The following is a 23,435-nucleotide window of genomic DNA, read 5'->3' as shown; positions in this document are numbered from 1 at the left end:
GTAGGGATTTACACAGACTGTGAGAAACAGCAAACAAACATAAAAAAAACCTTTCTTTAACAGTTGCAGCATTAAAAATTATGCTACACGGTCATTTTTAGTTCGTTAGCCTGCACTGAAGAAAGTTACTGGTGTTTAACTCCGATAAAAAACTAAAAAAGTTTGTTGCTGAATGATGAATATCTGAACGGTTATTTTTGTGATCTGCGTTAAATACAGGATGAAATGCTGATCCCCTACCCGAAAGAGTGAGACCTCGGCAACCTTTTTGATCGAGACGACTCCACAATCTATGCGCCGTTAAAAAACTTTCGTCTGTAAAAAGCCGGGGGCGAAAAGATATCCCCCGGCAACGTACTACAACCGATTTAAGGCGTACCGACGCTGTTGCCCAGGCTGCTGTTCATGTTATTCAGAATATCGCCGTTGTCGGCGTCAATTTCCCATGAGAACAACCCGCCCAGCTGCTTATCCAGCACATATTTGCCCTTCGCCTGCACCGAGCGCGCATCGTCGAAGGTGATCAGATCGCCAGTGGAAGGTTTGAAGACATAGGGTGCTTCAGCGGTAGCATCGTAGCTGTACTGCCATTCGCCGCTCATAAACTCATTGGCGATCTGGCGGTAATCCACGATGCCATTTTCCCAGGTGCCTTTCACCGGGCCAGTGGCGGTGCCGGTAAACGGAATGTTGTTCTGGTAACCGTTCACCCCGGTCCAACCGCGACCGTACATGGCGGTGCCCACCACGATTTTGCCCGGCTTCACGCCCTGCGTGAGCAGTGCATTAACGCCATTCACCGTGGTATACGCCGTATCCGGTTTCCAGGCCGGCGCTTTCAGCGCAGTCTGGTGGCCCAGGTTTTTCAGATCGAATGCCCCATAGAAGTCGTAACTCATCAGGAAAATGTGATCCATCGAGTTTTGTGCGGTGTTGTAATCCACCTTATCGATTTTATCCTTGCCGGCGCTGATCGCAGAGGTCAGTTCATACTTACGGCCAGTTTCCGCCGAAAGCTGATCCAGCATGGCGCGCAGCTCTTTCATCAGTTGCACATAGGTTGCCCCATCCTGCGTACTGCCCAGTTTCGGGTTAGCACCCTGCCCGCCCGGGAATTCCCAATCGATATCTACTCCATCAAAGAACTTCCAGGTTTGCAGGAACTCCTTCACCGAGCCGACGAAGCGATCACGCTTCACCTTATCGCCCATAAAGAAGAACGGATCGGACAACGTCCAGCCACCGATCGACGGCAGGATTTTCAGGTCCGGGCGCGCCTGTTTCAACGCCATCAACTGGCCGAAGTTGCCTTTGTAGGGGTCGTCCCAGGCGGTCACGCCCTTCTGACCTTTCTGCAGCGCAGCGAACGGATCGTGGATCGATACCTTAAAGTCTTCACGCCCCTGACAGGAACGCTGTAACGCCTGGAAGCTGCCTTCGATCTCTTTCAGGCTGTCGTTGATGCCGTCACCGCCACAGATAGGGATAAAGCCGTACAGCAGGTGCGTCAGATTCTGAGCCGGAAGTTTATCGACGGTGAAATTACGGCCGTAAACGCCCCATTCAACGAAATAAGAGCCAACCACTTTGCCGGAGTCTTGTTTATAAGGCTTATTCTTTTCCAACAAAGGTTCTTTTAAAGGTGCCAAATGGCTACCGTCGGTATCTGCCACCACAATTTCGGTTGCATCGCTGGCGGTACAGCCGTCGGCGTTGCATAACGCCACCTGCATTTGATAACGGCCGCCTTTATTCACCTTAAAGTTTGCGGTTCCCGAACCACCGGTTGAGGCACCACTCCAAACTTCTTTGCCATTTAATAATACTTTCGCCGTGGTACCGGTATCGCCATTCCATAAATTCCATGAAACAGAAACGTCGGCGGCATTTTTTACTTTCACCAGATTATTATAAGCCGTCGCCGCTTGATCGACTTCGACAATGGCGAATTTGGTATTGCCCCAGGCCAACGTAGGTTTGCCCGGTGCAGCGGCCTGCGCCGCAGAGCACAGCGTGCTGCCGATCAGCAACGCCAACAGCGGTTTATTAAATTTGCGCATAACTGATTCCTTTATTCCGAGAGGATAAACATAAAATAATTAATCATGGCCACCCATTGTCGGAACAAAATAATCCCGCAATAATCCTGGCCGATTAAAGTTAATAAATAAGCATTCATCTTTCCACGCAACGGAAATCTATCATTCCCATTTCGTGTATTCAGACTATAGATAAAATAATCATTAAAACAAGATGGCTATCAAGCGGGTTTTATTGAGCAGCGATGAATTTATTTAATAATGAATCACCGCTGCCAATAGGAATAAGGAGTGTGAATTAATTTCTGGGCAAGGATCAATATTTTTCATGGGATTGATGTCATTATTGACATCAAATTTAAATTGATGGTAGCGTAAACATCAACAAGGAATGTTCAATGCCAGCGACACTCGTAATGAACAGGCGTATTTGGCTGGATACAAACAGTTTGCTCAGTCTGGTTGTATGGGACGTCACTTCTGCGGTAAGAGGCAGCAACCACAAGTACAAATATCGCTTGGCCTATGTGGTTGAGGATAAATGCGTATTACGCTACGACAACGAGGCAGGCAAAGGTGACCATAAGCATCTGGATACCGTTGAGATCTCGATAAATTTTATCGATATTAATCAGCTGATTGACGACTTTATTGCAGAAGTTAACCAGCTAAGGAGGCCGAAATGCGCACTCTGAGGGTAAGTGTAATGCCTGTCCAACAGGCAATAGACGGGTTGAAGACTGATTTTGCCAAAGCTTTATCCGGTAAGGAGATGGGTAACAGGCTGATATTCCCCGATGTCAAAACGCTGACTTATGTCTTGCTGAACGCTAATCGGATGACTCTGCTGGAAATAATGACCGGTGCAGAAGCTATGTCGATTCGAGAGCTTTCCAGACGACTAAACCGGGATTTCAAAGCCGTACATACGGATGTGCAAGCACTACTAAATGCCGGCGTTTTAGATAAGAAAGGTGCAAAGATTATCTTCTCTTATGACGAAATTCATTTTGACTTCGTAACAGGAAAAGCAGCCTGAAGGGCAAATAACAGGCGAAAAAAAACCTGCTTATAAAGCAGGTTTTTCAAATGTGGTCGGCGAGGAGAGGATTACGCGCATCTCTGATGCTTGCCCTGCGGGCCGTTGCTAAAGCAACGTGGTCTCGCTGCGCTCGGCTCAAACCTCCTTCGGAGGTTCTCATCCTATAAATAACAGGCGAAAAAAAACCTGCTTATAAAGCAGGTTTTTCAAATGTGGTCGGCGAGAGAGGATTCGAACCTCCGACCCACTGGTCCCAAACCAGTTGCGCTACCAAGCTGCGCTACTCGCCGATGCGGGGCGCATCTTACTGCTGGGGATAATACGCGTCAATCACTTTTTCAACCCAGCCCGCCAAGTGGCGATAAAAGCGTCATAAAGCGCGGTACAATGCCCTGTACCGCGCTTTTGCATCATGCCTTGGCGGTTTTCAGCGCCGGTGATTGCGCACGCAAGAACGGCAGCAGGAACAGCGCGGACAGGCAGGCGGCGATAGAGATCACCACGAAGAAACCGTTCCAGTGCCAGATTTCCATGATGCGGGCAATCGGGTAGCCGGACAGTGCCGCCCCGAGATAGGCAAACAGACCGACGAAACCGGTCGCCGCTCCGGCGGCATCCTTGTGCGAACATTCCGCCGCCGCCATGCCGATCAGCATCTGCGGGCCAAAGATAAAGAAGCCGATAGCAAAGAAGCAGGCAGCCTGCAGCAGGAAGGTCACGCCCGGCATGAGCCACAGCGCCGCCACCGACAGGAAGATACCGATGGCGAAGATCAGGTTCATTGGCCCACGGTTACCGCGGAACAGCTTGTCGGAGCCCCAACCAGCCACCAGCGAGCCGATAAAGCCACCCACTTCGAACAGGGAAATCGCCGAGTTGGCGGTCATCAGCGAATAGCCTTTTTCCTGCGTCAGGTACAGGTTGCCCCAATCGTTGATCGCCGTACGTACGATGTACACCAGCACGTAAGACACTGCCAGCAGCCAGATGTACTTGTTTGTCAGCACGTAACGCTTGATGATTTCCCGATTGGTCAGGCCCTGGCCTTCCGATTCCTGCACCAGTTCCATGGCGTCGTTGCGCCATTTACCGACGCTAGGCAACCCCATGGAAGACGGCTTGTCACGCAGGCGCCAACACATCAGCAGGCCCAATAACACACCGATAATGCCCGGAATGATCATGCCGTAGCGCCAGCTGAAGTGCAACGAGATAAAACCGACCAGCAGCGGGATCAGCGCACCACCGAAGTTGTGCGAAGTGTTCCAGATAGCCCACCAACTGCCGCGTTCGGAGCGGGAATACCAACTGGTGAGGATTTTTGAACAAGGTGGCCAGCCCCAGCCCTGGAAGAAGGCGTTGAGGATCCACAGCGTACCCAGCATCAGCAACGAAGAGCTAAGCCCGAAGAAGATATTGAGCACGCCGGTCATGATCAGACCCAGGCCCATAAAATAGCGCGGGTTGGAACGATCGCTGATCATGCCTGAGATAAATTTCGAGCAGCCGTAGGTGATGTAGAACAGCGTCCCCAGGATGCCAACATCGGACATCGTCAGGCCAAGATCGCTCAGCATAGCCGGCATGATGAAGTTGAAGCTTTTGCGCGTAAAGTAAAACGCGGCATAGCCGATGTACATCGTCCACATCAGCTGGATACGCCAGTATTTATAGCTGGCATCGATCTGTTTTTGATCGGTAACCGGCGGCACATCCTGGCGGCTTTTAAGGAAAGACCACATGTGAAACCTCAGAGAATAGGAAAAGTGCCGCTATCATGCTGCGCGCGCGCGCGAATGGCTTACGCCGGATTCCCGACGCAGTTAGGAGTATTTCCTAGTTTTACGCTTCTGCCGTTGAAACTGTGGGTAAGATCACATTCAAACAGGTGCCATGCTCCGACGTCAGCCGCAGTTGGCCCCCCAGTGCGCTAATGCGCTCTTGCATGCCGCGCAGGCCGTAACCCGGCTCATGGTCGGCCAAATCGATACCGATGCCATTATCGCGAATGGTCAGCAGGATTTGCGGCGGTAGCCCCTTACGGTGACGAAGACGCGCGTCCAGCTCAATGCGGCTGGCAGCAGCGTGGCGACAGACGTTGGTCACCCCTTCCTGACAGACCCGGTACAGGGTAATTTTCAGCGTTTCATCCAGCAGTTCATCCGGTACCTGCCACTGCATCGTGCTCACCAGCGACGTATCCTGCGGTAGCGACTCACGCAACATCGCCGCCACCGCCGCCGACAGCGGCAGGTTATTCAGGGCGGCGGGCCACAGCTGAGTCAGCACGTCGTGAACGCCGTCATACACCCGCAGCGCCAGCGTATCTATCGCTTCTGCACAGCCGATCACCGGCGGCTGTGGTGCCAGACGCTTGATAATGCTGGCCTGGGTACGGATAACGGTGATGGTCTGGCCGACTTCGTCGTGCAGCTCACGCGCGACCTCCCGCCGGGTTTGCTCTTCGGCCGTCACCAGCGCGCGCGCCAGCTGGCGGTTTTCCGTCAATCGCAGCCGTAGCTGCTGGTTCAACTCACGCTGGCGTTGAATGCCGGCCCCAAGCAGCAGCCCGGTCAGACTTTGGGCCAGCAGCGACAGCAGCAGGTCGCGATGCGACTCGGGCTGCGGTGGCTCGTTGGCGACCAACACCACGCCGTTGAGCAGCGTCGCCAACAGCGCCCCCTGCCAACCGTAACGGTACGACATGAAGACGATCGGGATGGCCAGACAAAACGGCGCAAAGCGGCGCAGCTCGGCGGCATTCACCTGCTGTTGCAGCCAGATACTGAGCGCAAACAGCAGCAGATAGGTAGCCAGATGCCGTAACCGCAGCGTCACCGGTTTATGGATCAGGCCCGGTTCGAGCGGTACCCAGATTTGCCGCGCCAGATAGTGCCATAGCAGCAGGCAGGTCGGGGCGATGGTGAAGCCACCCGCCAGCCCAAGCAACAGCGCCCGTGCGCCCTCGCCGTTCACCACCTGCCACACCAGCGCCTGCAGCAGTGCGGCGACCGCCACCACCGCGCCCTGCATCAGCGGCCATTGCCATTCGCTGTCGTTTTGTTGATGGCGCAGCAGCCACGGGGACGCGACCAGGCTAAGCAACACCGTCAACACCAGCACCACCACCGAAGCCCACAGCGCCGGCCCGTAACCGAACTGATCCGCCAGCAATACCATCAGCAGCAGGTCGGCCAGCAAGATCCCCGGCCAGAAGCGGTAAGGGCTTTGCAGCAGAATGCCCAGGCGCAGGCCAAACGGGAACAGCAGCAGCGCCTGCCAGGGCGGGTCGATCAGCGCGGTGCCGATGCCCCACAGGCAAAACGCACTGGTGGCATAAATGAAAAACAGCGCCAGTTGGGTGATCAGGCGTTGCATCACAGATTCAGCATCCGCTTCGCCAGTTCGACGTTATTGTTAATGCCCAGCTTGGCGAACAGATTGGCGCGATGCACGTGGACCGTTTTCGGCGATAGCCCCAGGGCGACGGCAATCTCCCGTACCTCCTGCCCCTGGGCGAGTAACAGCGCGATTTCGCGTTCGCGACGCGTGAGGGGATCCACCTTCACCCGTGCCAGCTGTTGGGCGATTTCAGGCATCAGGTACACGCCGCCGCTGGCGACGGTGCGCACCGCGGTGATCAAATCTTCCGGCTTGCAGCGTTTGGACAAGAAGCCACAGGCACCACGCTCAAGCGCCATTTCCACCAGCGCCGGGTTGTCATGCATCGACAGCATCACCACCCGAATACCCGAGGGAATGTCCGCCAGCAAATCCAACCCGCTGCCATCCGGCATCGAAATATCGCAGATGCAGATTTCCGCCTCCAGGCCTGGTAACCCAGCGCGCGCCTGAGCAGCACTGCTGAATTCCCCCACCACCTGAATATCCGCCTCAAGCGACAGCAGTTGCACAAAGCCCGATCGCACAATGTCATGATCGTCAATAAACGCCACGCGCAAGGTCATGGAAATCTCCGGTTCGAGGGGGAAAGTGCCCAAGTATACCCTATAGCTTTCAAGTTGCAGCTAGGCGCCCAGCTCGTTCATCTCCAGGTACTGTAGGGGCGCCGCATGCTGCGCCCGCATTAATCGGGGCGAATTTATTCGCCCCCTACAGTAACTGGGGTGAACAACAAATCTGTCGGGAACAGATTTGAACGCTGCTTGCAGCAGCCCCGAAGGGGCAAGACCCACGGACGGGTCTTGTAAGCAGGTAATAACGCTGCAAGTTGAAAGATGACGGGTATATACCGCAAGCCTGTGCCGGATTAATTGATGAAGGGAAGGTATTAACAGATTTTACCGGGCGCAGTGCGCCCGGTATTGCAGAGGTTACAACTGTGCCGCCGGCAATTTTTCCTGCGGAATATTACACCAGTTGTTTTTCGCCACGATGCCGCCGTTCGGCGAGGTATATCCGAGGCAGCCGAGAATGGTATCGAACAGCTCTACATGACGGTGGGTTTTACCCACGCGCTGTTGGGCCTGAAGTTGTTCAAACGCCCCGCGATGCTGAGGATCTTCCAGGAATTTATCGGATGCCCATACCATCATCGGTACGCGGAACTGCTCCGGCGGTGCCATTTCACGCGGCGTGCCGTGCAGGTGCGAATTCTCGCCGATAGATTCGCCGTGATCGGACGAATAGAACACAATTGCCTTCTTCTCACGCACCTGATCAATCACGTTGGCGATAAAGCTGTCGGTATACAACACTGAGTTATCGAAGGCGTTAACCAGCTGCTCTTTAGAACAGAAATTGTCGACGCCGGTACACTCAGGTTGGTAACGCGCGTAGCTGCGTGGATAACGCTGTGAATAGAGGTAATGCGAACCTTTAGTGTGCAGGATCACCATGTGCTTGCCCTGCGGATAGCGGGCCAGCGACTCTTTCATTTCGTCTACCAACAGCATGTCGTCAACCGATTTACCGTCATTGCGTTTCTCGGAGGCGATCATTTCGCGGAACGAATAGTTGTTCACTTCGGTATTGTTATAGAACCAGACCTCGCTCTGCATGGCAAACAGCTCCGAGGTGAAGCCCAGATCCTTCAGCACTGCAAACACGTTCTGCTCTTTCAACGTACGCTGTGGGTTGTCTGAGGTACCGCCTTCACGCACGAACATGCAGCGCAGAGAAAGTTTGGTCGAGGTATCGCAGGATTCACCGCGGAACGCCACCAGGTTTTTCTCTTTGGACAGGCGTGGCGTGGTGTCACGGTCGTAACCCAGTATCCCCATGTGATCCCAGCGCGTGGTTTCACCGATAATAAACACCACGTAGGTATCATCGATATCGGCCGGCGGCACATAGGTAAAGTTCTTGGCCGGGTCGAACAAATTGGCCTGATCCTGGCTTTCGTCATACCGGGTATAGGCAAACAGCCCCAGCGCAGACAGCCAGTTGGATGGCAAATAGGAGTGCGCCACTACGCCACCGTAGCTCGGCAAATCCACATTGGTGATTTTTTCCTGCGCGCTCTGTTCGCTGTCCAACATACGCAGCGGCAACCACACCAGCGCCACCACCGCCACCAACACCACCAGCGGTTTCACCCGGTGCCCTGGGGTTTTCAGCTGTTCGATCAGCGTGTAGCGCAGGTTGTTTTTCCAAATGCACAGCAGCGGCAAGGCGCTGAGCACCAGCATCCATAATACAAAGTGCAAGCCGACCACTTCTTTTGACAGGTCGATATCCGTGGTCATGACCGAGACCACAATGCCGTAGCCAATCACCACGTTGAAGAACGTCATGTAATAGCTGGCGGCAACGGAAATCAGCACCAGTAACGAAGCAACGATACGGTAAAACAGCCGGCCACCAAGCGAGACCAGCCGCATGATAAAGAAGGTAAACAGCACGATAGCGATAACCTCGGTTACCGCAGAAATAACCTTAATCCCCTGAATGCCGTGCGAAAACGAATCAAAGCGACGATAGAAAACGGAAAGGTTTAAAAAGATGCCGATATAAATCGCTAACAATAACGATAAATTCTGCTGTGAAAGCGATTTAACTTTGTTCATGTAACGCGGTGGCTCCGGACGGTAACAGTTCTGAATCAGTCAGACATTCAATGCGGCTTCAGGTTCAGCCGATCGGCAATAAGCGCTATTTCGGGGGTAATAATCAAGAGAATTCTCAAGAAACGGATATTTTTTTCATTTTTTGTGAGAAGTGTAAAGGCGGGGCAGAACGAGAAAGGGAGGGATACCCTCCCCTTTTTCCGTGACGTTGGCGAAAGTCTTACTTAACGTTAAGCGTTACATCAATATTGCCGCGGGTAGCATTGGAATAAGGGCAGACCACGTGGGCTTTTTTCACCAGGTCTTCCGCCACGCTGCGCTCGATACCCGGCAGGCTGATATCCAGTTGCACTTCGATACCGAAACCGTTGGGGATTTCACCGATGCCGACGGTGCCATCAATTTTGGCTTCGGCAGGAATTTTCACCTTTTCTTTCGCCGCAACAAACTTCAGCGCGCCGAGGAAACAGGCCGAGTAACCGGCAGCAAACAGCTGCTCCGGGTTAGTGACTTCACCGCCCGCGCCACCCATTTCTTTCGGCACGCCCAGTTTGACATCCAACACGCCGTCGGATGAGGTCGCACGGCCATCGCGGCCACCGGTTGCTGTGGCATGAGCGCGGTAAACAACTTTTTCAATCGACATAAATCATTCCTTCTTTTGGTTGGAGGCATCATATCGGATCCAGTTGGCTGAACCCGATCATAGGTCTATCTCTCACGATTAAATCGCGCACTACTTAAATTACCCACTTATTTCAGTGTAGCGCAGGATCGCCGATCCTGCGTCTGGCAGCCGTTCTTCAAATCTGATCTATCAGCTTGCCGCGCAGCTTTTCGAGCTGCTGCTTGATATTAACGATTTCATCGAGGCTGCAATCGGTAGCGCACATCACGGCTTCCGGCACCGCCTGCGCTTTTTCACGCAGCGCGCGCCCGGCGTCGGTTAACGCGATAATCACCTGTCGCTCGTCGGTCGTGGCGCGGTAACGCAACAACAGCCCTGCCGTCTCGAGCCGCTTCAACAGCGGCGTCAGCGTGGCGGAATCAAGAAACAACCGCTCGCCGATGTCCGAAACCGTAATTTCGTCACGCTCCCACAGCACCAGCATCACCAAATATTGCGGATAGGTGAGATCAAGCTGGCTCAGCAGTTTGCGATACACCTTGTGCAACGCCAGATTGGCGGAGTACAAGGCAAAACACATCTGCTGATCGAGCAGCAGCAGGTTTTTCGCTACGGGGTGTTCGGGGTTTTTACTTTTCATGTTTTGAATATAGATAGCGCACGATGTAATCGCAAGCTATTTTTTAATCGGTATGCTACCTTTTTTAATGCAGGGGATGCCACAGCAGGGTGCTGTGCCGGAGGAAAAGGATATGACAACCACACTGGTAGAACGCGCACGCCGCTACGCCACCAAGGCGCATGCGGCTATCGATCAGCGCCGCAAATACACCAATGACCCCTACATCGTACATCCGCAAGCGGTAATGGAAATCGTCAGCAGCGTGCCGCACAGCGAGGAAATGCTGGCTGCCGCCTGGCTGCACGACACGGTGGAAGACACGCCCACCACCCTCGGCGATATCGAGAGCCATTTTGGGCCAAAGGTGGCAGAACTGGTGGCAATGCTGACCAACGTCAGCGGCACCGGCGGCGGTAACCGCTTCGAACGTAAAAACCGCGATCGACGGCACAGCGCCAACGCTTCACCCCAGGCCAAAACCATCAAACTGGCCGATCTGATCGACAACACCCGTTCACTGCTGGAATTCGACAGCCATTTTGCGCGCACTTATTTGATAGAAAAACAGCGGCTGCTGGAAGTGCTGACCGAAGGCGACCCGACGCTGTGGCGCCAGGCCAACCATATCGTCGAGCAGGGTCTGGAAAAGCTGCTGTTGCCGCCGCATAACGTCCCGGCAAGCTGGTTCGAACATGCACGCCAGCGTTACCGGGAAAGCGATGCGGCGTAATCCTCAGAAGGTCACTACGGTTTTCAACGCCGTCACCCAGGCATCCTGCGTTTCACTTACGCCCCCCGGATGATGCCAGTATTGTAGGCCCGGCTGCAGCTGCAGCCAGGGGGTGACGTTGAAGCGATAGTAGAGTTCTGCCGTCACGGAATGTCCTGGCACCGGGCGGAAATTGGGATCGTTATACGCGGTGGCGTTGTTGAGTTGATTCAGGTAACGCTGATTATCCCGGTAATGGTCGCTCAACTTGACCATTGAAACGCCCAGGCCCAGCCAATCGTCCGGCCGCGCGTCAAACAATCCGCGGTAGCGAATACCGGTAGAGGTGGAGTAATGCATATAGTTGGAACGCGGATCGGCCAATCCCAGGCTGTAGAACAGGCTCAGACCCCGATTGGCATCATCCGGATGACGCGTTAGCTGTTGGTTAAAACCACTGTACAGGAACCAGGTGCGGTCATGGCTGCGATAGCCGTTTGGATCGCTCGCTCCCGGGCCGCCGGAGACCCCCTCATACAAATCTTGTTGCCGGGCATTGGTGAACAACACTCCCAGGTTATAAACCCCCGGCAACTGATTGACCGCATGGGTTTTCAGTTCCAGCTCCATCGGCAGCAACAGGCCTTTACTGCCTTTGGTCGACCAGCTCCAGGCATGGCTGCGGCTTGGGGCGCTTGGGTTCTGCTCCATCAGGCCGGTTTTGAAGGTCAACCCGTCGGTCAGTTTGTATTGCAGCGTGGTACCCCAGTAGTGGACGTTCCAGTTATACCAGGTCAATGAGTTGGCGGACTTGCCGCCGCACAGCGTCAGCGTCTGGAAGTCACAGGGAATGATCTGATCGAAATCCTGCACCTTGTTCATCATGCCGATACGCCATTGCAGCCGACGCTCCAGAAAACTGCGGCTAAAGGTCAGCCAGCCCAGCCGGGTGATCGACTGGCCGCCGTAACTTTCCTGGGACAAATCGGTCGGATTAACGCGCGGATCCTGCAGGCGGTCGCGCGTCAGGTTGTTATCATGGTTGCGGTTAACGATATTGCCTTCAAGCGCCGCATCCGGAATTCCGGTCAGCGCCTGCAGGTCCTGGCTGAAGGTCAGCGAGAACTGATCGATATAGGACGCCTGCCTGTCGTGGTTATATCCACCGCCGGCGTTATAGGAAAGCTGGCTGAGATAACCCAGATTATAGTGAAAGCCATGATCTTCCAGGATCGGTCTGATCCCCAGCATGTCGCCCAACAACCCAGGTTGTGGCGGTTCGAACCCGAGCGCAACGCCTTGCCACTGGGCCGTTGGCGCCTCCACGTCTTTGGCGGTTTGCAAAGTTTCCGCCTGTGCGCCAACGCTGACCCACAGTAATCCTGCGCAGGTTATTGAGAGAGGTAATGGGTATTTCATTATTATATTTCTCCGCATATTACGCTGACTGCGGGCAACAGCATTCCCTGGGCGAGAATTCCCCAAACATTGGCAGCAGTAGATAAAGGTCATGACCCGGTGATTGCCACCGGGTTAATGGGTAAAACCTAGGCTTTTTCTTTCAGTGAGTTACCGTTGCTTTGAATCACGTCGCGATACCAGTAAAAACTCTTTTTGCGATGGCGCTCCAGGCTACCGTTACCGGCATCGTCGCGGTCGACATAAATAAAGCCGTAGCGCTTGGACATTTCAGCTTTAGAAGCGCTGACCAGATCGATCGGCCCCCAACTGGTGTAGCCCATCACTTCCACGCCGTCGTCGATCGCTTCCGCCACCTGCACCAGATGATCGTTGAGATAATCGATGCGGTAGTCATCGTTGATACTGCCGTCGGCTTCGATACGGTCCTTGGCCCCCAACCCGTTCTCGACGATAAACAACGGCTTCTGATAGCGATCGTACAAGACGTTCAGCAAATAACGCAGGCCAACGGGGTCAATCTGCCAGCCCCACTCCGAACTGGCCAAATGCGGGTTAGGCACCATATTGAGAATGTTGGCGCGGGCGGCGTTGTTTTGCTGTTCGTCGGTGGTGACGCAGCCGCTCATGTAATAGCTGAAGGAGATAAAATCGATGGTCTCGCGCAGCGCCAGCCGGTCTTCGGCGGTGATCTCAATCTGAATGCCGTTTTCGCGGAAGTAGCGCTGCATATAGGCCGGATAATCACCGCGGGCCTGCACGTCACCAAAGAACAGCCAGTCGCGGTTCTGGCGCTGAGTCTCCAGTACATCCTCCGGTCGGCAGCTCAGCGGGTAAACAATACCGCCCAGCAGCATATTGCCGATTTTGCCGTCCGGCACGATTTCGTGGCAGGCTTTGACCGCCCTGGCGCTGGCTACCAGTTGATGATGAATGGCCTGGTAAATTTCGCTCTTGCTGCTGTCCTCCGCCAGGCCAACGCCGGTAAAGGGCGCATGCAGCGACATATTGATCTCATTAAAGGTCAGCCAGTGCTTCACCTTGTGCTTATAGCGCTCGAACACCGTGCGTGCGTAGCGTTCAAAAAAGCCGATGGTCTTGCGGCTGCCCCAGCCGCCGTAGCGTTTCACCAGCCCATACGGCATTTCGTAGTGCGACAGCGTGATCAGCGGTTGAATGCCGTACTTTGCCATTTCGTCGAACAACCGGTCATAGAACGCCAACCCCGCCTCGTTCGGGGTGTCCTCATCGCCCTGCGGGAAAATCCGCGTCCAGGCGATGGAGGTTCGCAGGCACTTGAAGCCCATCTCAGCGAACAACGCGATGTCCTGCGGGTAACGATGATAAAAATCGATCGCCACGTCCTTGATGCCGCTGTCGCCGTCAACCCGTGGGACAATCGCGCCGAAAATGCCCTGCGGCTGCAAATCAGAGGTCGATAGGCCTTTGCCGTCGGTCTGATAGGCTCCTTCCACCTGATTGGCCGCTACCGCACCGCCCCACAGAAAATGGTCTGGAAATTTGCTGCTCATGGTTTTCTCCTCGGTTAACGTAATAAAGTCAGCAGCGGCGCCTGCTCCCGCACCCTGCTCTCGCCACTGGCCAACACCTCGACGTAGTCATCGCTGTTACTGATGATGATCGGCGTAGTGGTGTCAAAGCCGGCGGCGCGGATCGCTGCCTGGTCAAACTCAATCAGCAGATCGCCTGGCTTAACCCGATCCCCCTCTCGCACATGGGCGCTGAAATGCAGCCCGTCGAGCTTGACGGTATCTATACCGACGTGAATCAAGATCTCCGCACCGTCGTCCGATTCAATGCCGATGGCATGCCGGGTTTTAAACAATGAGGCCACGTGCCCGGCGACCGGTGACACCACTCGGCCCTGCAATGGGACAATCGCTACCCCCTTGCCCAATAAACCGCTGGCGAAAGTCGCGTCGTTCACCTGCTCCAGCGGCAATACGTCACCGGCAATCGGGCTGACGACGGACTGTTTGCGGTTAAGCGGGGCTGCAGGCGCCTGCTCGGCGACCGCTTCAACGGGGACCACGCCGAACAGATAGCTGGCCACCGCCGCAAAGCAGAACGACAGCAAGGTACCGGCAATCGCACCCCACACCGTGGCGTCAAAGCCACCGGCGGGAATAATCTGCGCAAAGGTGAAAACGTTCACCAGACCAAAGGAATAGGTGGCAGTGTGGAAATAACCGATCACCGCTCCGCCCAGCGCCCCCCCGATACAGCCGAAAATAAACGGCCGCTTGTTCGGCAGGGTCACGCCATAAACGGCGGGCTCGGTGATACCAAAAATCCCTGCGCCGATAGCAGAACCTGCCAGGGCCCGAAGTTTGGCGTCACGGGTACGCAACATCACGCCCAGCGTAGCCCCCACCTGCCCCATCACGGCCGGCAGCAGCAGCGGCACCATGGTGTCGCGGCCAAACACGCTCAGGTTGTTGATCATCAAGGGAACCAGTCCCCAGTGCAGGCCAAAGATCACGCACACTTGCCACATCGCGCCCATAAACGCCCCGGCAATAATCGGGTTAAAGGCGTAAATACTCTGATAGCCATTGGCCAGCAGATGGCTGAGCCAGGTGGCCGCCGGGCCGATCAGCAGGAAAGTCAGCGGGACGGTGATCACCAGGCACAACAGCGGCGTAATAAAGTTGCGGACCGCGCTGTGGATCACCCGGTTAAACAGCGGCTCCAGGCGGCACGAAATCCAGGCGGCAAATATGATCGGAATGACCGACGAGCTGTAGTTGATAAAGGTCAGTGGGATACCGAAGAAATACTCCCGCACCGCATCGGGCTGCTGGGCGGCTTCAAACGCCGCCATCATCAGGGGGTGGGTCAAAGCACCGCCGATCGCCATGCTGATGAAGGGGTTACCGCCAAATTTTTTCCCAGCGGTGTACCCGAGCATGATGGGCAAAAAGTAAAACAGCGCATCACTGGCAGCAAACAGCATTTTAAAGGTGCCGCTGCTCTCCAGCAGCCAGTCGCAGGCCAGGCTCAATGCCAGGAAGCCTTTCAGGATCCCCGAAGCGGCCATCACCCCCAACAGCGGAGTAAAAATGCCGGAGACCACGTCGATAAAGCGGCTGAAAAGATTGTCTTTTTTGTCACCATCTTCCGCCACCGCCTCACGCTCGCTCAGGCCGCCCACCTGATTGACCGCGTTGTAGACGTCGGCCACATGGTTGCCTACCACCACCTGAAACTGCCCGCCGCTTTCCACCACCATGATCACACCCGGATTTTTTTTCAGGGCGGCGGCGTCGGCACGGCGGCTGTCGCGCAGCTTGAAGCGCAGGCGAGTGGCGCAGTGCACCAGGCTTTTTACGTTGTCGCGGCCACCGACGCCGGCCAAAATCTCACTGGCTAATGCTTCATATTTCATCGCGATATCCTTCAATCCTGCATTCTGCCAAATCCCATTCAGCGGTGGCCAATCGCCGCCACAGAATTCAGCGCAAAAAAAAACCTAAACCTCATGGCCTCTGCACCCACGAAGGGAACAGAAGCACGAGGTTTAGGTTTTGCCTGCCTGAGCAGTGACAACCCTAAATCGGCTGAGTTATGACGTTACCACCCGACTTTTTGTCGAGGCAAGAGCTTGCGACGGCAAATTACCGAACTGTGATCCGCCGTACAAAACAGCGTCAGTGAGCGAAATAGTGCATGCCGCCGTCTACCGGAATCACCGCACCGGTGATATATCGCGCGAGCGGGGAACAAAGAAACGCGGCCAGATAAGCCATGTCTTCCGGCTCGCCAAAATAGCCGATCGGGATATTCTGTTCGATAAATGCCAGGCGTGCGGCGTCGGTCGGGTGCAGTTTTTCACGCACCTGTTCGCTATTAATCCGCCCGGGCTGCAGCGTATTGACGGTAATGCCCTGCGCCGCCACCTCTCCCGCCAGCCCCTTGGCCCACAGATGCAATGCGCCTTTAGCGGCAGTGGCGGCGTTTAAACTACGCGGCTCCATCGAGCCACTGATGTTGATGATCCGGCCCCATCCCTGCGCCTGCATGCCGGGCAGCAGTGCGTGGGTGACCCGACGCGCCGGCGTGAAATTCAGGGCAAACGCCTCTTCCCAACCCGCGTCGCCTTCGTTCAGTGCGGTTGGACGAGCCCCGCCGACGGCATTAATCACAATGTCTATCATGCCGAAGCGTTGCTGCACCTGAGCAAGCAGGCTGTCGAGTGCTCCTGCATCGGTGATATCCGCCGCAATCACGTAAGGCCGTATGCCACCGCTTTTCGCGATCTCATCTGCCAGGGCCAGCAGGCGATCTTCACGACGGGCGGTAGCCACCACGGTAACGCCCTGCGCTGCAAATACCCTGACCATACCCGCACCGATTCCTTCACTGGCGCCGGTCACCAACGCGACGCGATCCTGCAGTTGCAAATTCATAAGATTACCTTATTGAATAATTCAATTTGGTTTCAAACATAACGGCATTGAATCACACCCCGCTCTGTGTGAATATTCCATAAATTTGCAACGATACTGTGCAGGAATTCACTGATGTTCGATTGGCAGGATTTAAAACACTTTGTGGTGCTGGCGCGTACCGGTTCATTGTCGGCAGCGGCGCGAGAAATGGGCTGTGATCACGCCACCGTGGGCCGCCGAGTCGCAGCACTGGAGAAAGCGCTCGGTCTGCGGCTGATCCTCCGCCTGCCGCGCAGCACACCGCTGACACAGGATGGCAAAATGATTGCCGGCCTGGCTGCCGAGATTGAAAACCAAAGCCATGCCATTATCCGTCATGCGCGCAGCGCCGGCGAAACACCGCAAACCCAGGTGCGCATCAGTGCACCGCCGTCGATAGCCGCACGGGTTATCGCACCGGAGATTGCGAAATTTCATCAGGCTTTTCCGCATATTACGTTGATACTTTCCGGCGAGTCGGCCATCGCCGAACTGGACCGTGGCGATGCCGAAGTGGCGGTGCGGATGGTACGTCCGCAACAACCAGATCTGCTGGTTCAGCGCATCGGCATGATGCGCTACGCGCTGTACGCCACGCCGCAGCACGCAGCCCTGCCGGAAGCCGCACGGGCCTTTATCGCCTATGACCACCACTACCAACACCAGCCCCACCAGCAGTGGCTGCAGCAGCTGTTGCAGGGCCGCCCGGTGGTTTTTGAGGCCAGCGATCTGTTCTCGCTGCAAGAAGCCGCGCGTTCGGGGCTAGGTGCCGTGGTATTGCCGACGTTTGTCGCCGATAGCGACCCAGATCTGGTGGTTTTACCCACCCCCATCGCCGCGCCAACTCGCGAGCTGTGGCTGGTCACTTATCCCGATCTGGCGCGGTCCGTTGCCGTACGCGCAGTGATGACTTTTCTAGCGGATACCATCGAAAAAAAATGCCCATTGGTGACATAAAACATCAGCAAGGCTAATTGATGCTGGACAAAAGTCACGCAGGGGATTATTACTGATCACCGCGTAATTCACTTTAGGGACAGCTGAGATCATGACTTTGCGTACTGAGTTTGGACGAATTCTGATTACCGGCGCGGGCGGCCGGGTCGCTACGGCATTCCGTCAGTCCGTTGGCAATCGCTATCAGCTGCGGCTGGCGGAAAGAGACGTCAGCCTGTTGCACAATCTGCAGCCGGACGACGAGATCATCAGTTTTGATATCGCCGATATCGAAGCTTGCCGGGCGGCCTGCGCCAATATCGATACCGTACTGCACCTGGCGGCCGATCCTTCCCCCGATGCCGATTTTTGCAATTCACTGATGGACAACAATATCCTCGGCACCTTCAATATCTTCCGTGCGGCGAAGGACGCCGGTTGCAAACGCGTGGTGTTCGCCAGCAGCGCGCAGGCGGTCGAGGGCTATCCGTTGGATTACCAAATTCGACCGCAGGACGCGCCCAAGCCGAAAAATCTGTACGGGGTCAGCAAAGCGTTTGGCGAGGGCATCGCCGCCTACTTTGCCCATCAGGAGGGGCTGTCTTCGCTGTCGGTACGCATCGCCAACTTCACCACGTTGGCACGCGGTGAACAACTCAGCGCCCGTGATATGAGCGCCTTCCTCAGCCATCGCGACGCCGCCGATCTGCTCGAACGCTGCCTGCGCATTGAAGGCGTGCACCATGCGGTGGTGCACGGCGTTTCCAACAACCGCTATAAGCGCCTGTCGCTGGAGGAAACCACCCGCCTGCTCGGCTACTACCCGCAGGACGATGCCTTCAGCATCCTCGGTTTCGACTAAAGCTTGCTATCGATGCGCTGCAGCAGATAAGGGAAAAACGGGTTAGAGGCAATGCGCATCAGTGAATCCAGATCGACCACCAGCACCGAACGTTCGCCACGCGCTGCCAGCGTACCCAGGCTGATGCCGAACTCGCCGCGCTGAGCCGGGAAGCGGCCATAAAGCGAATCGCTCACCGGGAATGGCAGTGCCACGTGCGACAGCGAATAGATGTCCGCCGGATAGGTCATGCCCAGTGGCTGTACGCTTTGCGTCGTTTCTCCGGCCGCTGTCACACTGGCAATGGCCTCGCTACTCTCGGGCGAGGCGTTGGCAATCACCGTGGTTTGATAACGGCGCGGCGGTGCAGGCAACAGTTGGCTGACCGCCGCCGCCGCATTGGGTCGCAGCAAGGGTCCAAAGTTTACCGTACGATTGACGTCAAACAGCACCAGTTCGCTGCCGTTAGCCGGCAATTCATTATATAACGCGCGGATCACCGCCCGCGTACTGACGGTCGAATCCATTACCGACTGGAAGGTCAGCACCGGCGCCAACTTGTCCAGCTTGCCATCACGCGCTGCCCGAGCGATTTGCTGTTGCAGACCGTTGCTGAGAAGGTAAGACTGACGCGCGCCGTTCACTGGAAATGAATTGTATTTGAAGGGGTTAAACTCCGGCAGGACGCCGAGCCAGGCCGCTTTGGCAAACGCCGGAAACACCGCTGGCCAGCCGGCAATACCGGCGAAACGGGCAAAACTGGTCACGCCAATCATCGGTGAGATCAACACCAACCGCTGCGGCGCCGCTAACTGCGGATCGTCCAGCGCATCCAACGCATACTTCATCGCCAGCGCACCACCGTTGGAAAAGCCCACGATATGCAGCGGCTTGTCGCCTCCGGCCTTGCTGCGCGCCTCGCGCACGGCTAAACGCGTTGCCGCCAGCCAGTCGCGCCATTCAATATCGGTCAGTGCTCCCGGCACCGTACCGTGCGCCGGCAGGCGAATACCTACCGCCACATACCCCTGCTGCCGGTAGTTCTCAGCGATATGCCGCAGGCTATAAGGCGAATCTGTCAGGCCGTGCAGCAGCACCACCGCACCACGGGGTTCGCCCTGCGGCAGCAATTCGTAGGAGCGGTTCCAGTCGTGGGCAAAATGTTCCGGGTAGACCGGGCTGCCGTCAAAATAGCGGTTGAGCGGAATGCGTTCGCTGGCGGAGAGTTTGTCCGTGACGTTAACTTTCACCTCGTCAAACACCCGGCTCTCTGCGGCCAGATAAGCTTGCCAGTTGGTTTTATCCAGCTCGGCGGCCGACAACTCGTGCGGCACAAAAGTATGCCAAGGCTCCAACGCAGGGCCGCGCTGAGTATCGTAAACCCGCACCGCAAACAGCGTGAGCAAGACGGTGACGCCCACTATCGTCAGTCGTTTGGTCCATTTAATTATCGCCCTGGAAGGCATGCTCACTCCTGAATTCGCGGTTATCCAGCAGCGATTATAGAAGCTAAACGCCCGCAGGGTCAGCTCACTGACCGCCAACTTCTACTCGCCTATTTTTAGAGCCTGCTCACAGAACGCGCATTTCCCGGCCTTTTTCACGGATAAAAATTGATCTGCCAACCGAATGTTTGTAGGTTTTCTGTAACGATACACTAAAACGTTACAGTTAAAGATTAAGACACAAAGTATCGTCCCGTTCCCCCCTGTCCCTACCGCATTGCCCAGCAGGGGAATCATCTTCACCACCAGCATCGCAGGCTGTCTGCGATCGGGAGCCAGGCTCATGAAATCAATGACATGCCGCTTAACGCCGCGCCTGTTTATCACGTTGTTATTTATGCTGTTTACCCTGCCGTTGCGCGCCAACGCCGCCGAAGTCAACCTGCGGGTTTATTCATCGTTACCCGACGATGGCTACTCCGCACACGCTATCTGGTTCAACCGTTTCAAACAGAATTTGGAGCAGCGTCTGCCGGGTAAAATTGCCCTCAACTATTTCCCGAACGGCATGCTCGGAAAAGAAGCCGATGCGGTGCAGCAGGTGCGCATCGGTGCGATCGACATGATGATCTCCGGGACTTCCATCTGGGCCACGCTGGTGCCGGAGATCGGCGTGTTGGATCTGGGTTATCTGTTTAATGACAACCAACAGCTGGGCCGGGCGCTCGACGGCCAGGCAGGCCAACTGCTGAGCGCCATGTTGGCCAAACAGAGCAATATCAAGGTGCTGGGTTACGGTTTCAGCCTGGGGGCGCGCAACATTTACAGTAAAAAACCGCTGCAGTCGCCGCAGGATCTTAATCGGATGAAGGTGCGGGTGCTGCCGGCCCCCAATTTCATCGCCACGCTGAAAAGCATGGGCGCTACGGCAATCCCAATGCCCGGCGGTGAGGTTTACTCCGCACTGCAGATGGGAGTGATCGACGGCGTAGAACACGATGCCGCCACGGTGTACACCAGCAAGTATTACGAGATCGCCAAAAACGCCACGCTGACCCGTCATATCTATAACCCGATAGTAGCCACCATCAGCCAGGCGGCTTTCCAGCGCATTCCGCAAGACTTGCGTGACGAGGTGCTGGCCGCGGCCAACGAAGCCACCCTTTATGAACGCAAAATTGCGGCGGAAAAAGAAATTCAGGCCATGGAAAAACTGAAAGCCGCCGGCGTGATTTTCAGCGAAACCGACCGCGACTATTTCCGCCAGCAAACCCTGCCGCTGCAGGCGGCATTTACCGCTAAGTATCCACAGGCCAAAGCGGTGCTGGACGCCATTCATGCCGCAGCGCAGCCGTAACGCGCCCCGGCGGAGGATTTGCTATGACCCTTCCTGTAACCCTTGAAATGAGCGTGAAAAAAGTGGCTATTCTGACGCAGTTAAGCCGCGGCCTGACCCGCTTTACCGCCTGGGGCGGCGCACTGGCGCTGCTGGTGAACGTGGTGGTGGTATTCGCTTCAGTCGTCTGGCGCTACGCGCTGCACAGCCCGATCGAATGGGCTGAAGAGGTGGCGCGAGCGCTGATGGTGACGCTGGTGTTCTTTGGCGTCGCCACCTCCACCGGGCGCGGCAGACACATTGGTGTCGATCTGTTTCTGCGCTGGCTACCGGAAGCCACCCGGCCGTATGTGGTGCATGCCAGCCGCTGGGTTTTGGTGTTGGTGGCATTGGGGCTGACGGTATCCAGCTTTAGCCTGGTCGGCATTTCGCTGCCGCAGACCACCGAGCACGGCCTGCCGCAGGCAATTTTCGTGGTGCCGGTATTTATCGGTGCCGCGGTGATGTTGGTCAGCGCGCTCGACCACGCCTGCCAGGCGCCGCTGAAAGTGGTGTTAACCAGCGCCGCCGTTGTCGCGCTGTTGGGTGCCGCGGGCTACCTTAGCTTGCATACTGCCACCGGGCTCAGCTCGCTGCCCGCCGCGTTGATGCTGGCCTGCTTTATTCTTGGCATTATCTCCGGCGTGCCGATCGCCTTTACCCTCGGGATGTCGGCGATGGTGTTTTTCCTCAGCGATCCGTCGCTGCCGTTCGTCTTCTTTGCCCAACAGGTCACCGCCGGCGTCGACCATTTCGTGCTGCTGGCGATCCCGTTCTTTCTGTTGGCCGGCGCGGTGATGGAAGTCAATGGCATGTCGTCACGGCTGGTTGAGCTGATCGTGCGCGGCATGGGGCGCTATCGCGGCGGCCTGAACATGACGACGATTTTGTCGATGGCGTTTTTCTCCGGCATTTCCGGTTCCAAGCTGGCGGACGTCGCCACGGTCGGCGGCGTGCTGATGCCGGCGGTACGTCGGGCTCGCCAACCTGCCGAAGAGTCTGCCGGGGTATTCGCCGCTTCAGCCATTATGGCGGAGACCATTCCCCCCTGTGTAAACCTGATCGTAATGGGCTTTATCGCCAACATTTCGATTGGCGCGCTGTTTATCGCCGGGCTGATCCCCGCCCTGTGCCTGCTGGTATTGCTGCTGATTGCCGCCGTGATATTCGGCAAACGCATCAACGTCGATGACGCCTACCCGGTACGGATGCCGACGCGCCAACTGCTGATCGGCGCCGCCGTCGGTCTGGTTATGATTTTGATGATCGGCAAGGGGGTGGTGGCCGGCATCGCCACCTCCACGGAGATCTCCGCCTTCGCGGTGGTCTACGCCATCGTGGTCGGGCGGTTGGCCTTTGGTGAGCTGACGCTGAAAGCTACCCTGAAGCTGTTTGTCGACACCGCCGCGCTGTCCGGCATGCTGCTGTTTATCGTCGCCTGCGCCACCAGTTTGTCCTTCGCTCTGACCATCGAAATGATCCCGCAGCAGTGCGCACAGCTGCTGGTCGCCATCGGCGCAGACTACGGTCCGTGGCTGTTCCTGCTGCTGTCGATTGTCATCCTGATTATCTTCGGCGCAGTGCTGGAGGGCGCTCCGGCGCTGATTATCTTTGCGCCGATCCTGGTGCCCATCGCCACCCAGCTCGGCTTCAACCCGTTGCACTACGCCATTGTGATGATTCTGGCGATGGGTTTCGGCCTGTTTTCCCCGCCGATCGGCCTGGGGTTGTACACCACCTGCGCCATCTGCGGCGTCCCGATGCAGGACGTGATTAAACCTATGGCCAAATACCTGCTGATCGTGCTGTTCGGCATCATCGTTATCGCGCTATTCCCGGCGCTCTCCACCTGGTTGCCGACGCGGCTGGGCTACTGATTTTCTCAAGCAAGGAGTCACA

The 23,435-nt window shown here is 56.1% G+C and carries 19 protein-coding genes, 1 tRNA gene and 1 other RNA gene; 7 read left to right on the top strand and 14 right to left on the bottom strand.

Going from position 1 to position 23,435, the window contains the following annotated elements; translation table 11 throughout:
• Nucleotides 1-368: 368 nt before the first annotated feature.
• Nucleotides 369-2,060, bottom strand: a complete 1,692-nt coding sequence (gene chiA, locus AC1RKC_RS12855) for a chitinase ChiA (protein ID WP_142816134.1) — start codon at nucleotides 2,058-2,060, stop codon at nucleotides 369-371.
• A gap of 377 nt (nucleotides 2,061-2,437) precedes the next feature.
• On the opposite strand from chiA, the gene AC1RKC_RS12850 reads away from it, so the two are divergent.
• Together AC1RKC_RS12850 and AC1RKC_RS12845 are read left to right on the top strand one after the other, a co-directional pair.
• On the top strand, nucleotides 2,438-2,734 hold the full coding sequence (locus AC1RKC_RS12850) for a toxin-antitoxin system TumE family protein (RefSeq protein WP_048762474.1): 297 nt from the start codon (nucleotides 2,438-2,440) through the stop codon (nucleotides 2,732-2,734).
• A complete protein-coding gene (locus tag AC1RKC_RS12845) occupies nucleotides 2,722-3,078 on the top strand; it encodes an HVO_A0114 family putative DNA-binding protein (protein WP_020824724.1) in 357 nt (118 codons plus the stop codon). The genes AC1RKC_RS12850 and AC1RKC_RS12845 overlap by 13 nt, the downstream gene beginning before the upstream one ends.
• 54 nt (nucleotides 3,079-3,132) lie before the next feature.
• Here AC1RKC_RS12845 and AC1RKC_RS12840 read toward each other — a convergent pair.
• The 8 genes from AC1RKC_RS12840 to AC1RKC_RS12805 all read right to left on the bottom strand — a co-directional run bounded on the left by AC1RKC_RS12840 (nucleotide 3,133) and on the right by AC1RKC_RS12805 (nucleotide 10,378).
• Nucleotides 3,133-3,262, bottom strand: a non-coding RNA gene (locus AC1RKC_RS12840) — RtT sRNA.
• 32 nt (nucleotides 3,263-3,294) lie between these two features.
• Nucleotides 3,295-3,371: transfer RNA gene (locus tag AC1RKC_RS12835), tRNA-Pro, on the bottom strand.
• A 120-nt stretch (nucleotides 3,372-3,491) separates the two neighbouring features.
• On the bottom strand, nucleotides 3,492-4,823 hold the full coding sequence (locus AC1RKC_RS12830) for an MFS transporter (RefSeq protein WP_020824723.1): 1,332 nt from the start codon (nucleotides 4,821-4,823) through the stop codon (nucleotides 3,492-3,494).
• Nucleotides 4,824-4,923: 100 nt separating this feature from the next.
• The gene (gene uhpB, locus AC1RKC_RS12825) at nucleotides 4,924-6,459 is read right to left on the bottom strand and encodes a signal transduction histidine-protein kinase/phosphatase UhpB (RefSeq protein ID WP_261136469.1); all 1,536 of its coding nucleotides are present in this window, start codon (nucleotides 6,457-6,459) and stop codon (nucleotides 4,924-4,926) included.
• On the bottom strand, nucleotides 6,459-7,049 hold the full coding sequence (uhpA, locus tag AC1RKC_RS12820; RefSeq protein WP_020824721.1) for a response regulator transcription factor UhpA: 591 nt from the start codon (nucleotides 7,047-7,049) through the stop codon (nucleotides 6,459-6,461). Before uhpA ends, uhpB begins: the two co-directional genes overlap by 1 nt.
• 366 nt (nucleotides 7,050-7,415) lie before the next feature.
• Nucleotides 7,416-9,110 carry a kdo(2)-lipid A phosphoethanolamine 7''-transferase gene (gene eptB, locus AC1RKC_RS12815; protein WP_048759427.1) on the bottom strand — a complete coding sequence of 565 codons (1,695 nt, stop codon included), beginning with the start codon at nucleotides 9,108-9,110 and terminating at the stop codon, nucleotides 7,416-7,418.
• 220 nt (nucleotides 9,111-9,330) lie between these two features.
• Nucleotides 9,331-9,756 carry an organic hydroperoxide resistance protein gene (locus tag AC1RKC_RS12810; RefSeq protein ID WP_004934114.1) on the bottom strand — a complete coding sequence of 142 codons (426 nt, stop codon included), beginning with the start codon at nucleotides 9,754-9,756 and terminating at the stop codon, nucleotides 9,331-9,333.
• Between the two features lie 157 nt (nucleotides 9,757-9,913).
• A complete protein-coding gene (locus AC1RKC_RS12805; RefSeq protein WP_020824719.1) occupies nucleotides 9,914-10,378 on the bottom strand; it encodes a MarR family winged helix-turn-helix transcriptional regulator in 465 nt (154 codons plus the stop codon).
• Between the two features lie 112 nt (nucleotides 10,379-10,490).
• Between AC1RKC_RS12805 and AC1RKC_RS12800 the strand changes: the two genes are divergently transcribed.
• Nucleotides 10,491-11,090, top strand: coding sequence for an HD domain-containing protein (locus tag AC1RKC_RS12800; protein ID WP_041415142.1), 600 nt, complete (start codon nucleotides 10,491-10,493; stop codon nucleotides 11,088-11,090).
• A gap of 3 nt (nucleotides 11,091-11,093) precedes the next feature.
• On the opposite strand, the gene AC1RKC_RS12795 is transcribed toward AC1RKC_RS12800, so the two are convergent.
• The 4 genes from AC1RKC_RS12795 to AC1RKC_RS12780 form a co-directional block, all read right to left on the bottom strand.
• Nucleotides 11,094-12,488: a carbohydrate porin gene (locus AC1RKC_RS12795; RefSeq protein ID WP_261104435.1), complete on the bottom strand. Its 1,395-nt coding sequence runs from the start codon at nucleotides 12,486-12,488 to the stop codon at nucleotides 11,094-11,096.
• Nucleotides 12,489-12,616: 128 nt separating this feature from the next.
• Nucleotides 12,617-14,020, bottom strand: coding sequence for a glycoside hydrolase family 1 protein (locus tag AC1RKC_RS12790; protein WP_115057938.1), 1,404 nt, complete (start codon nucleotides 14,018-14,020; stop codon nucleotides 12,617-12,619).
• Between the two features lie 14 nt (nucleotides 14,021-14,034).
• The gene (gene bglF / locus AC1RKC_RS12785; RefSeq protein WP_234529272.1) at nucleotides 14,035-15,897 is read right to left on the bottom strand and encodes a PTS beta-glucoside transporter subunit IIABC; all 1,863 of its coding nucleotides are present in this window, start codon (nucleotides 15,895-15,897) and stop codon (nucleotides 14,035-14,037) included.
• A 262-nt stretch (nucleotides 15,898-16,159) separates the two neighbouring features.
• Nucleotides 16,160-16,918: an SDR family NAD(P)-dependent oxidoreductase gene (locus AC1RKC_RS12780; RefSeq protein ID WP_493092569.1), complete on the bottom strand. Its 759-nt coding sequence runs from the start codon at nucleotides 16,916-16,918 to the stop codon at nucleotides 16,160-16,162.
• Between the two features lie 114 nt (nucleotides 16,919-17,032).
• On the opposite strand from AC1RKC_RS12780, the gene AC1RKC_RS12775 reads away from it, so the two are divergent.
• Nucleotides 17,033-17,896 carry a LysR family transcriptional regulator gene (locus AC1RKC_RS12775; RefSeq protein WP_234529270.1) on the top strand — a complete coding sequence of 288 codons (864 nt, stop codon included), beginning with the start codon at nucleotides 17,033-17,035 and terminating at the stop codon, nucleotides 17,894-17,896.
• A gap of 91 nt (nucleotides 17,897-17,987) precedes the next feature.
• On the top strand, nucleotides 17,988-18,737 hold the full coding sequence (locus AC1RKC_RS12770) for an NAD-dependent epimerase/dehydratase family protein (RefSeq protein ID WP_048759421.1): 750 nt from the start codon (nucleotides 17,988-17,990) through the stop codon (nucleotides 18,735-18,737).
• Here AC1RKC_RS12770 and AC1RKC_RS12765 read toward each other — a convergent pair.
• The gene (locus tag AC1RKC_RS12765; RefSeq protein ID WP_493092570.1) at nucleotides 18,734-20,182 is read right to left on the bottom strand and encodes an alpha/beta hydrolase; all 1,449 of its coding nucleotides are present in this window, start codon (nucleotides 20,180-20,182) and stop codon (nucleotides 18,734-18,736) included. The genes AC1RKC_RS12770 and AC1RKC_RS12765 overlap by 4 nt on opposite strands.
• A gap of 322 nt (nucleotides 20,183-20,504) precedes the next feature.
• On the opposite strand from AC1RKC_RS12765, the gene AC1RKC_RS12760 reads away from it, so the two are divergent.
• Both AC1RKC_RS12760 and AC1RKC_RS12755 read left to right on the top strand, forming a co-directional pair.
• Nucleotides 20,505-21,518 (top strand): TRAP transporter substrate-binding protein, encoded by a 1,014-nt coding sequence (locus AC1RKC_RS12760; RefSeq protein ID WP_041414090.1) that lies wholly within the window; start codon nucleotides 20,505-20,507, stop codon nucleotides 21,516-21,518.
• A gap of 23 nt (nucleotides 21,519-21,541) precedes the next feature.
• Nucleotides 21,542-23,413: a TRAP transporter large permease gene (locus AC1RKC_RS12755; protein WP_046374779.1), complete on the top strand. Its 1,872-nt coding sequence runs from the start codon at nucleotides 21,542-21,544 to the stop codon at nucleotides 23,411-23,413.
• The last annotated feature ends 22 nt before the right edge of the window (nucleotides 23,414-23,435 follow it).

The organism is Serratia sp. GW822-FHT06E05 (genome assembly GCF_058799445.1).
Note: the sequence above shows the minus strand (reverse complement) of the source record. Positions and strands in the feature narration are given on the sequence as shown.

Bases quoted from the DNA above. Each gene is read 5' to 3' on its own strand.
- chiA (WP_142816134.1), bottom strand. From the start codon at position 2,060: ATGCGCAAATTTAATAAACCGCTGTTGGCGTTGCTGATCGGCAGCACG.
- AC1RKC_RS12850 (WP_048762474.1), top strand. From the start codon at position 2,438: ATGCCAGCGACACTCGTAATGAACAGGCGTATTTGGCTGGATACAAAC.
- AC1RKC_RS12845 (WP_020824724.1), top strand. From the start codon at position 2,722: ATGCGCACTCTGAGGGTAAGTGTAATGCCTGTCCAACAGGCAATAGAC.
- AC1RKC_RS12830 (WP_020824723.1), bottom strand. From the start codon at position 4,823: ATGTGGTCTTTCCTTAAAAGCCGCCAGGATGTGCCGCCGGTTACCGAT.
- uhpB (WP_261136469.1), bottom strand. From the start codon at position 6,459: ATGCAACGCCTGATCACCCAACTGGCGCTGTTTTTCATTTATGCCACC.
- uhpA (WP_020824721.1), bottom strand. From the start codon at position 7,049: ATGACCTTGCGCGTGGCGTTTATTGACGATCATGACATTGTGCGATCG.
- eptB (WP_048759427.1), bottom strand. From the start codon at position 9,110: ATGAACAAAGTTAAATCGCTTTCACAGCAGAATTTATCGTTATTGTTA.
- AC1RKC_RS12810 (WP_004934114.1), bottom strand. From the start codon at position 9,756: ATGTCGATTGAAAAAGTTGTTTACCGCGCTCATGCCACAGCAACCGGT.
- AC1RKC_RS12805 (WP_020824719.1), bottom strand. From the start codon at position 10,378: ATGAAAAGTAAAAACCCCGAACACCCCGTAGCGAAAAACCTGCTGCTG.
- AC1RKC_RS12800 (WP_041415142.1), top strand. From the start codon at position 10,491: ATGACAACCACACTGGTAGAACGCGCACGCCGCTACGCCACCAAGGCG.
- AC1RKC_RS12795 (WP_261104435.1), bottom strand. From the start codon at position 12,488: ATGAAATACCCATTACCTCTCTCAATAACCTGCGCAGGATTACTGTGG.
- AC1RKC_RS12790 (WP_115057938.1), bottom strand. From the start codon at position 14,020: ATGAGCAGCAAATTTCCAGACCATTTTCTGTGGGGCGGTGCGGTAGCG.
- bglF (WP_234529272.1), bottom strand. From the start codon at position 15,897: ATGAAATATGAAGCATTAGCCAGTGAGATTTTGGCCGGCGTCGGTGGC.
- AC1RKC_RS12780 (WP_493092569.1), bottom strand. From the start codon at position 16,918: ATGAATTTGCAACTGCAGGATCGCGTCGCGTTGGTGACCGGCGCCAGT.
- AC1RKC_RS12775 (WP_234529270.1), top strand. From the start codon at position 17,033: ATGTTCGATTGGCAGGATTTAAAACACTTTGTGGTGCTGGCGCGTACC.
- AC1RKC_RS12770 (WP_048759421.1), top strand. From the start codon at position 17,988: ATGACTTTGCGTACTGAGTTTGGACGAATTCTGATTACCGGCGCGGGC.
- AC1RKC_RS12765 (WP_493092570.1), bottom strand. From the start codon at position 20,182: ATGCCTTCCAGGGCGATAATTAAATGGACCAAACGACTGACGATAGTG.
- AC1RKC_RS12760 (WP_041414090.1), top strand. From the start codon at position 20,505: ATGAAATCAATGACATGCCGCTTAACGCCGCGCCTGTTTATCACGTTG.
- AC1RKC_RS12755 (WP_046374779.1), top strand. From the start codon at position 21,542: ATGACCCTTCCTGTAACCCTTGAAATGAGCGTGAAAAAAGTGGCTATT.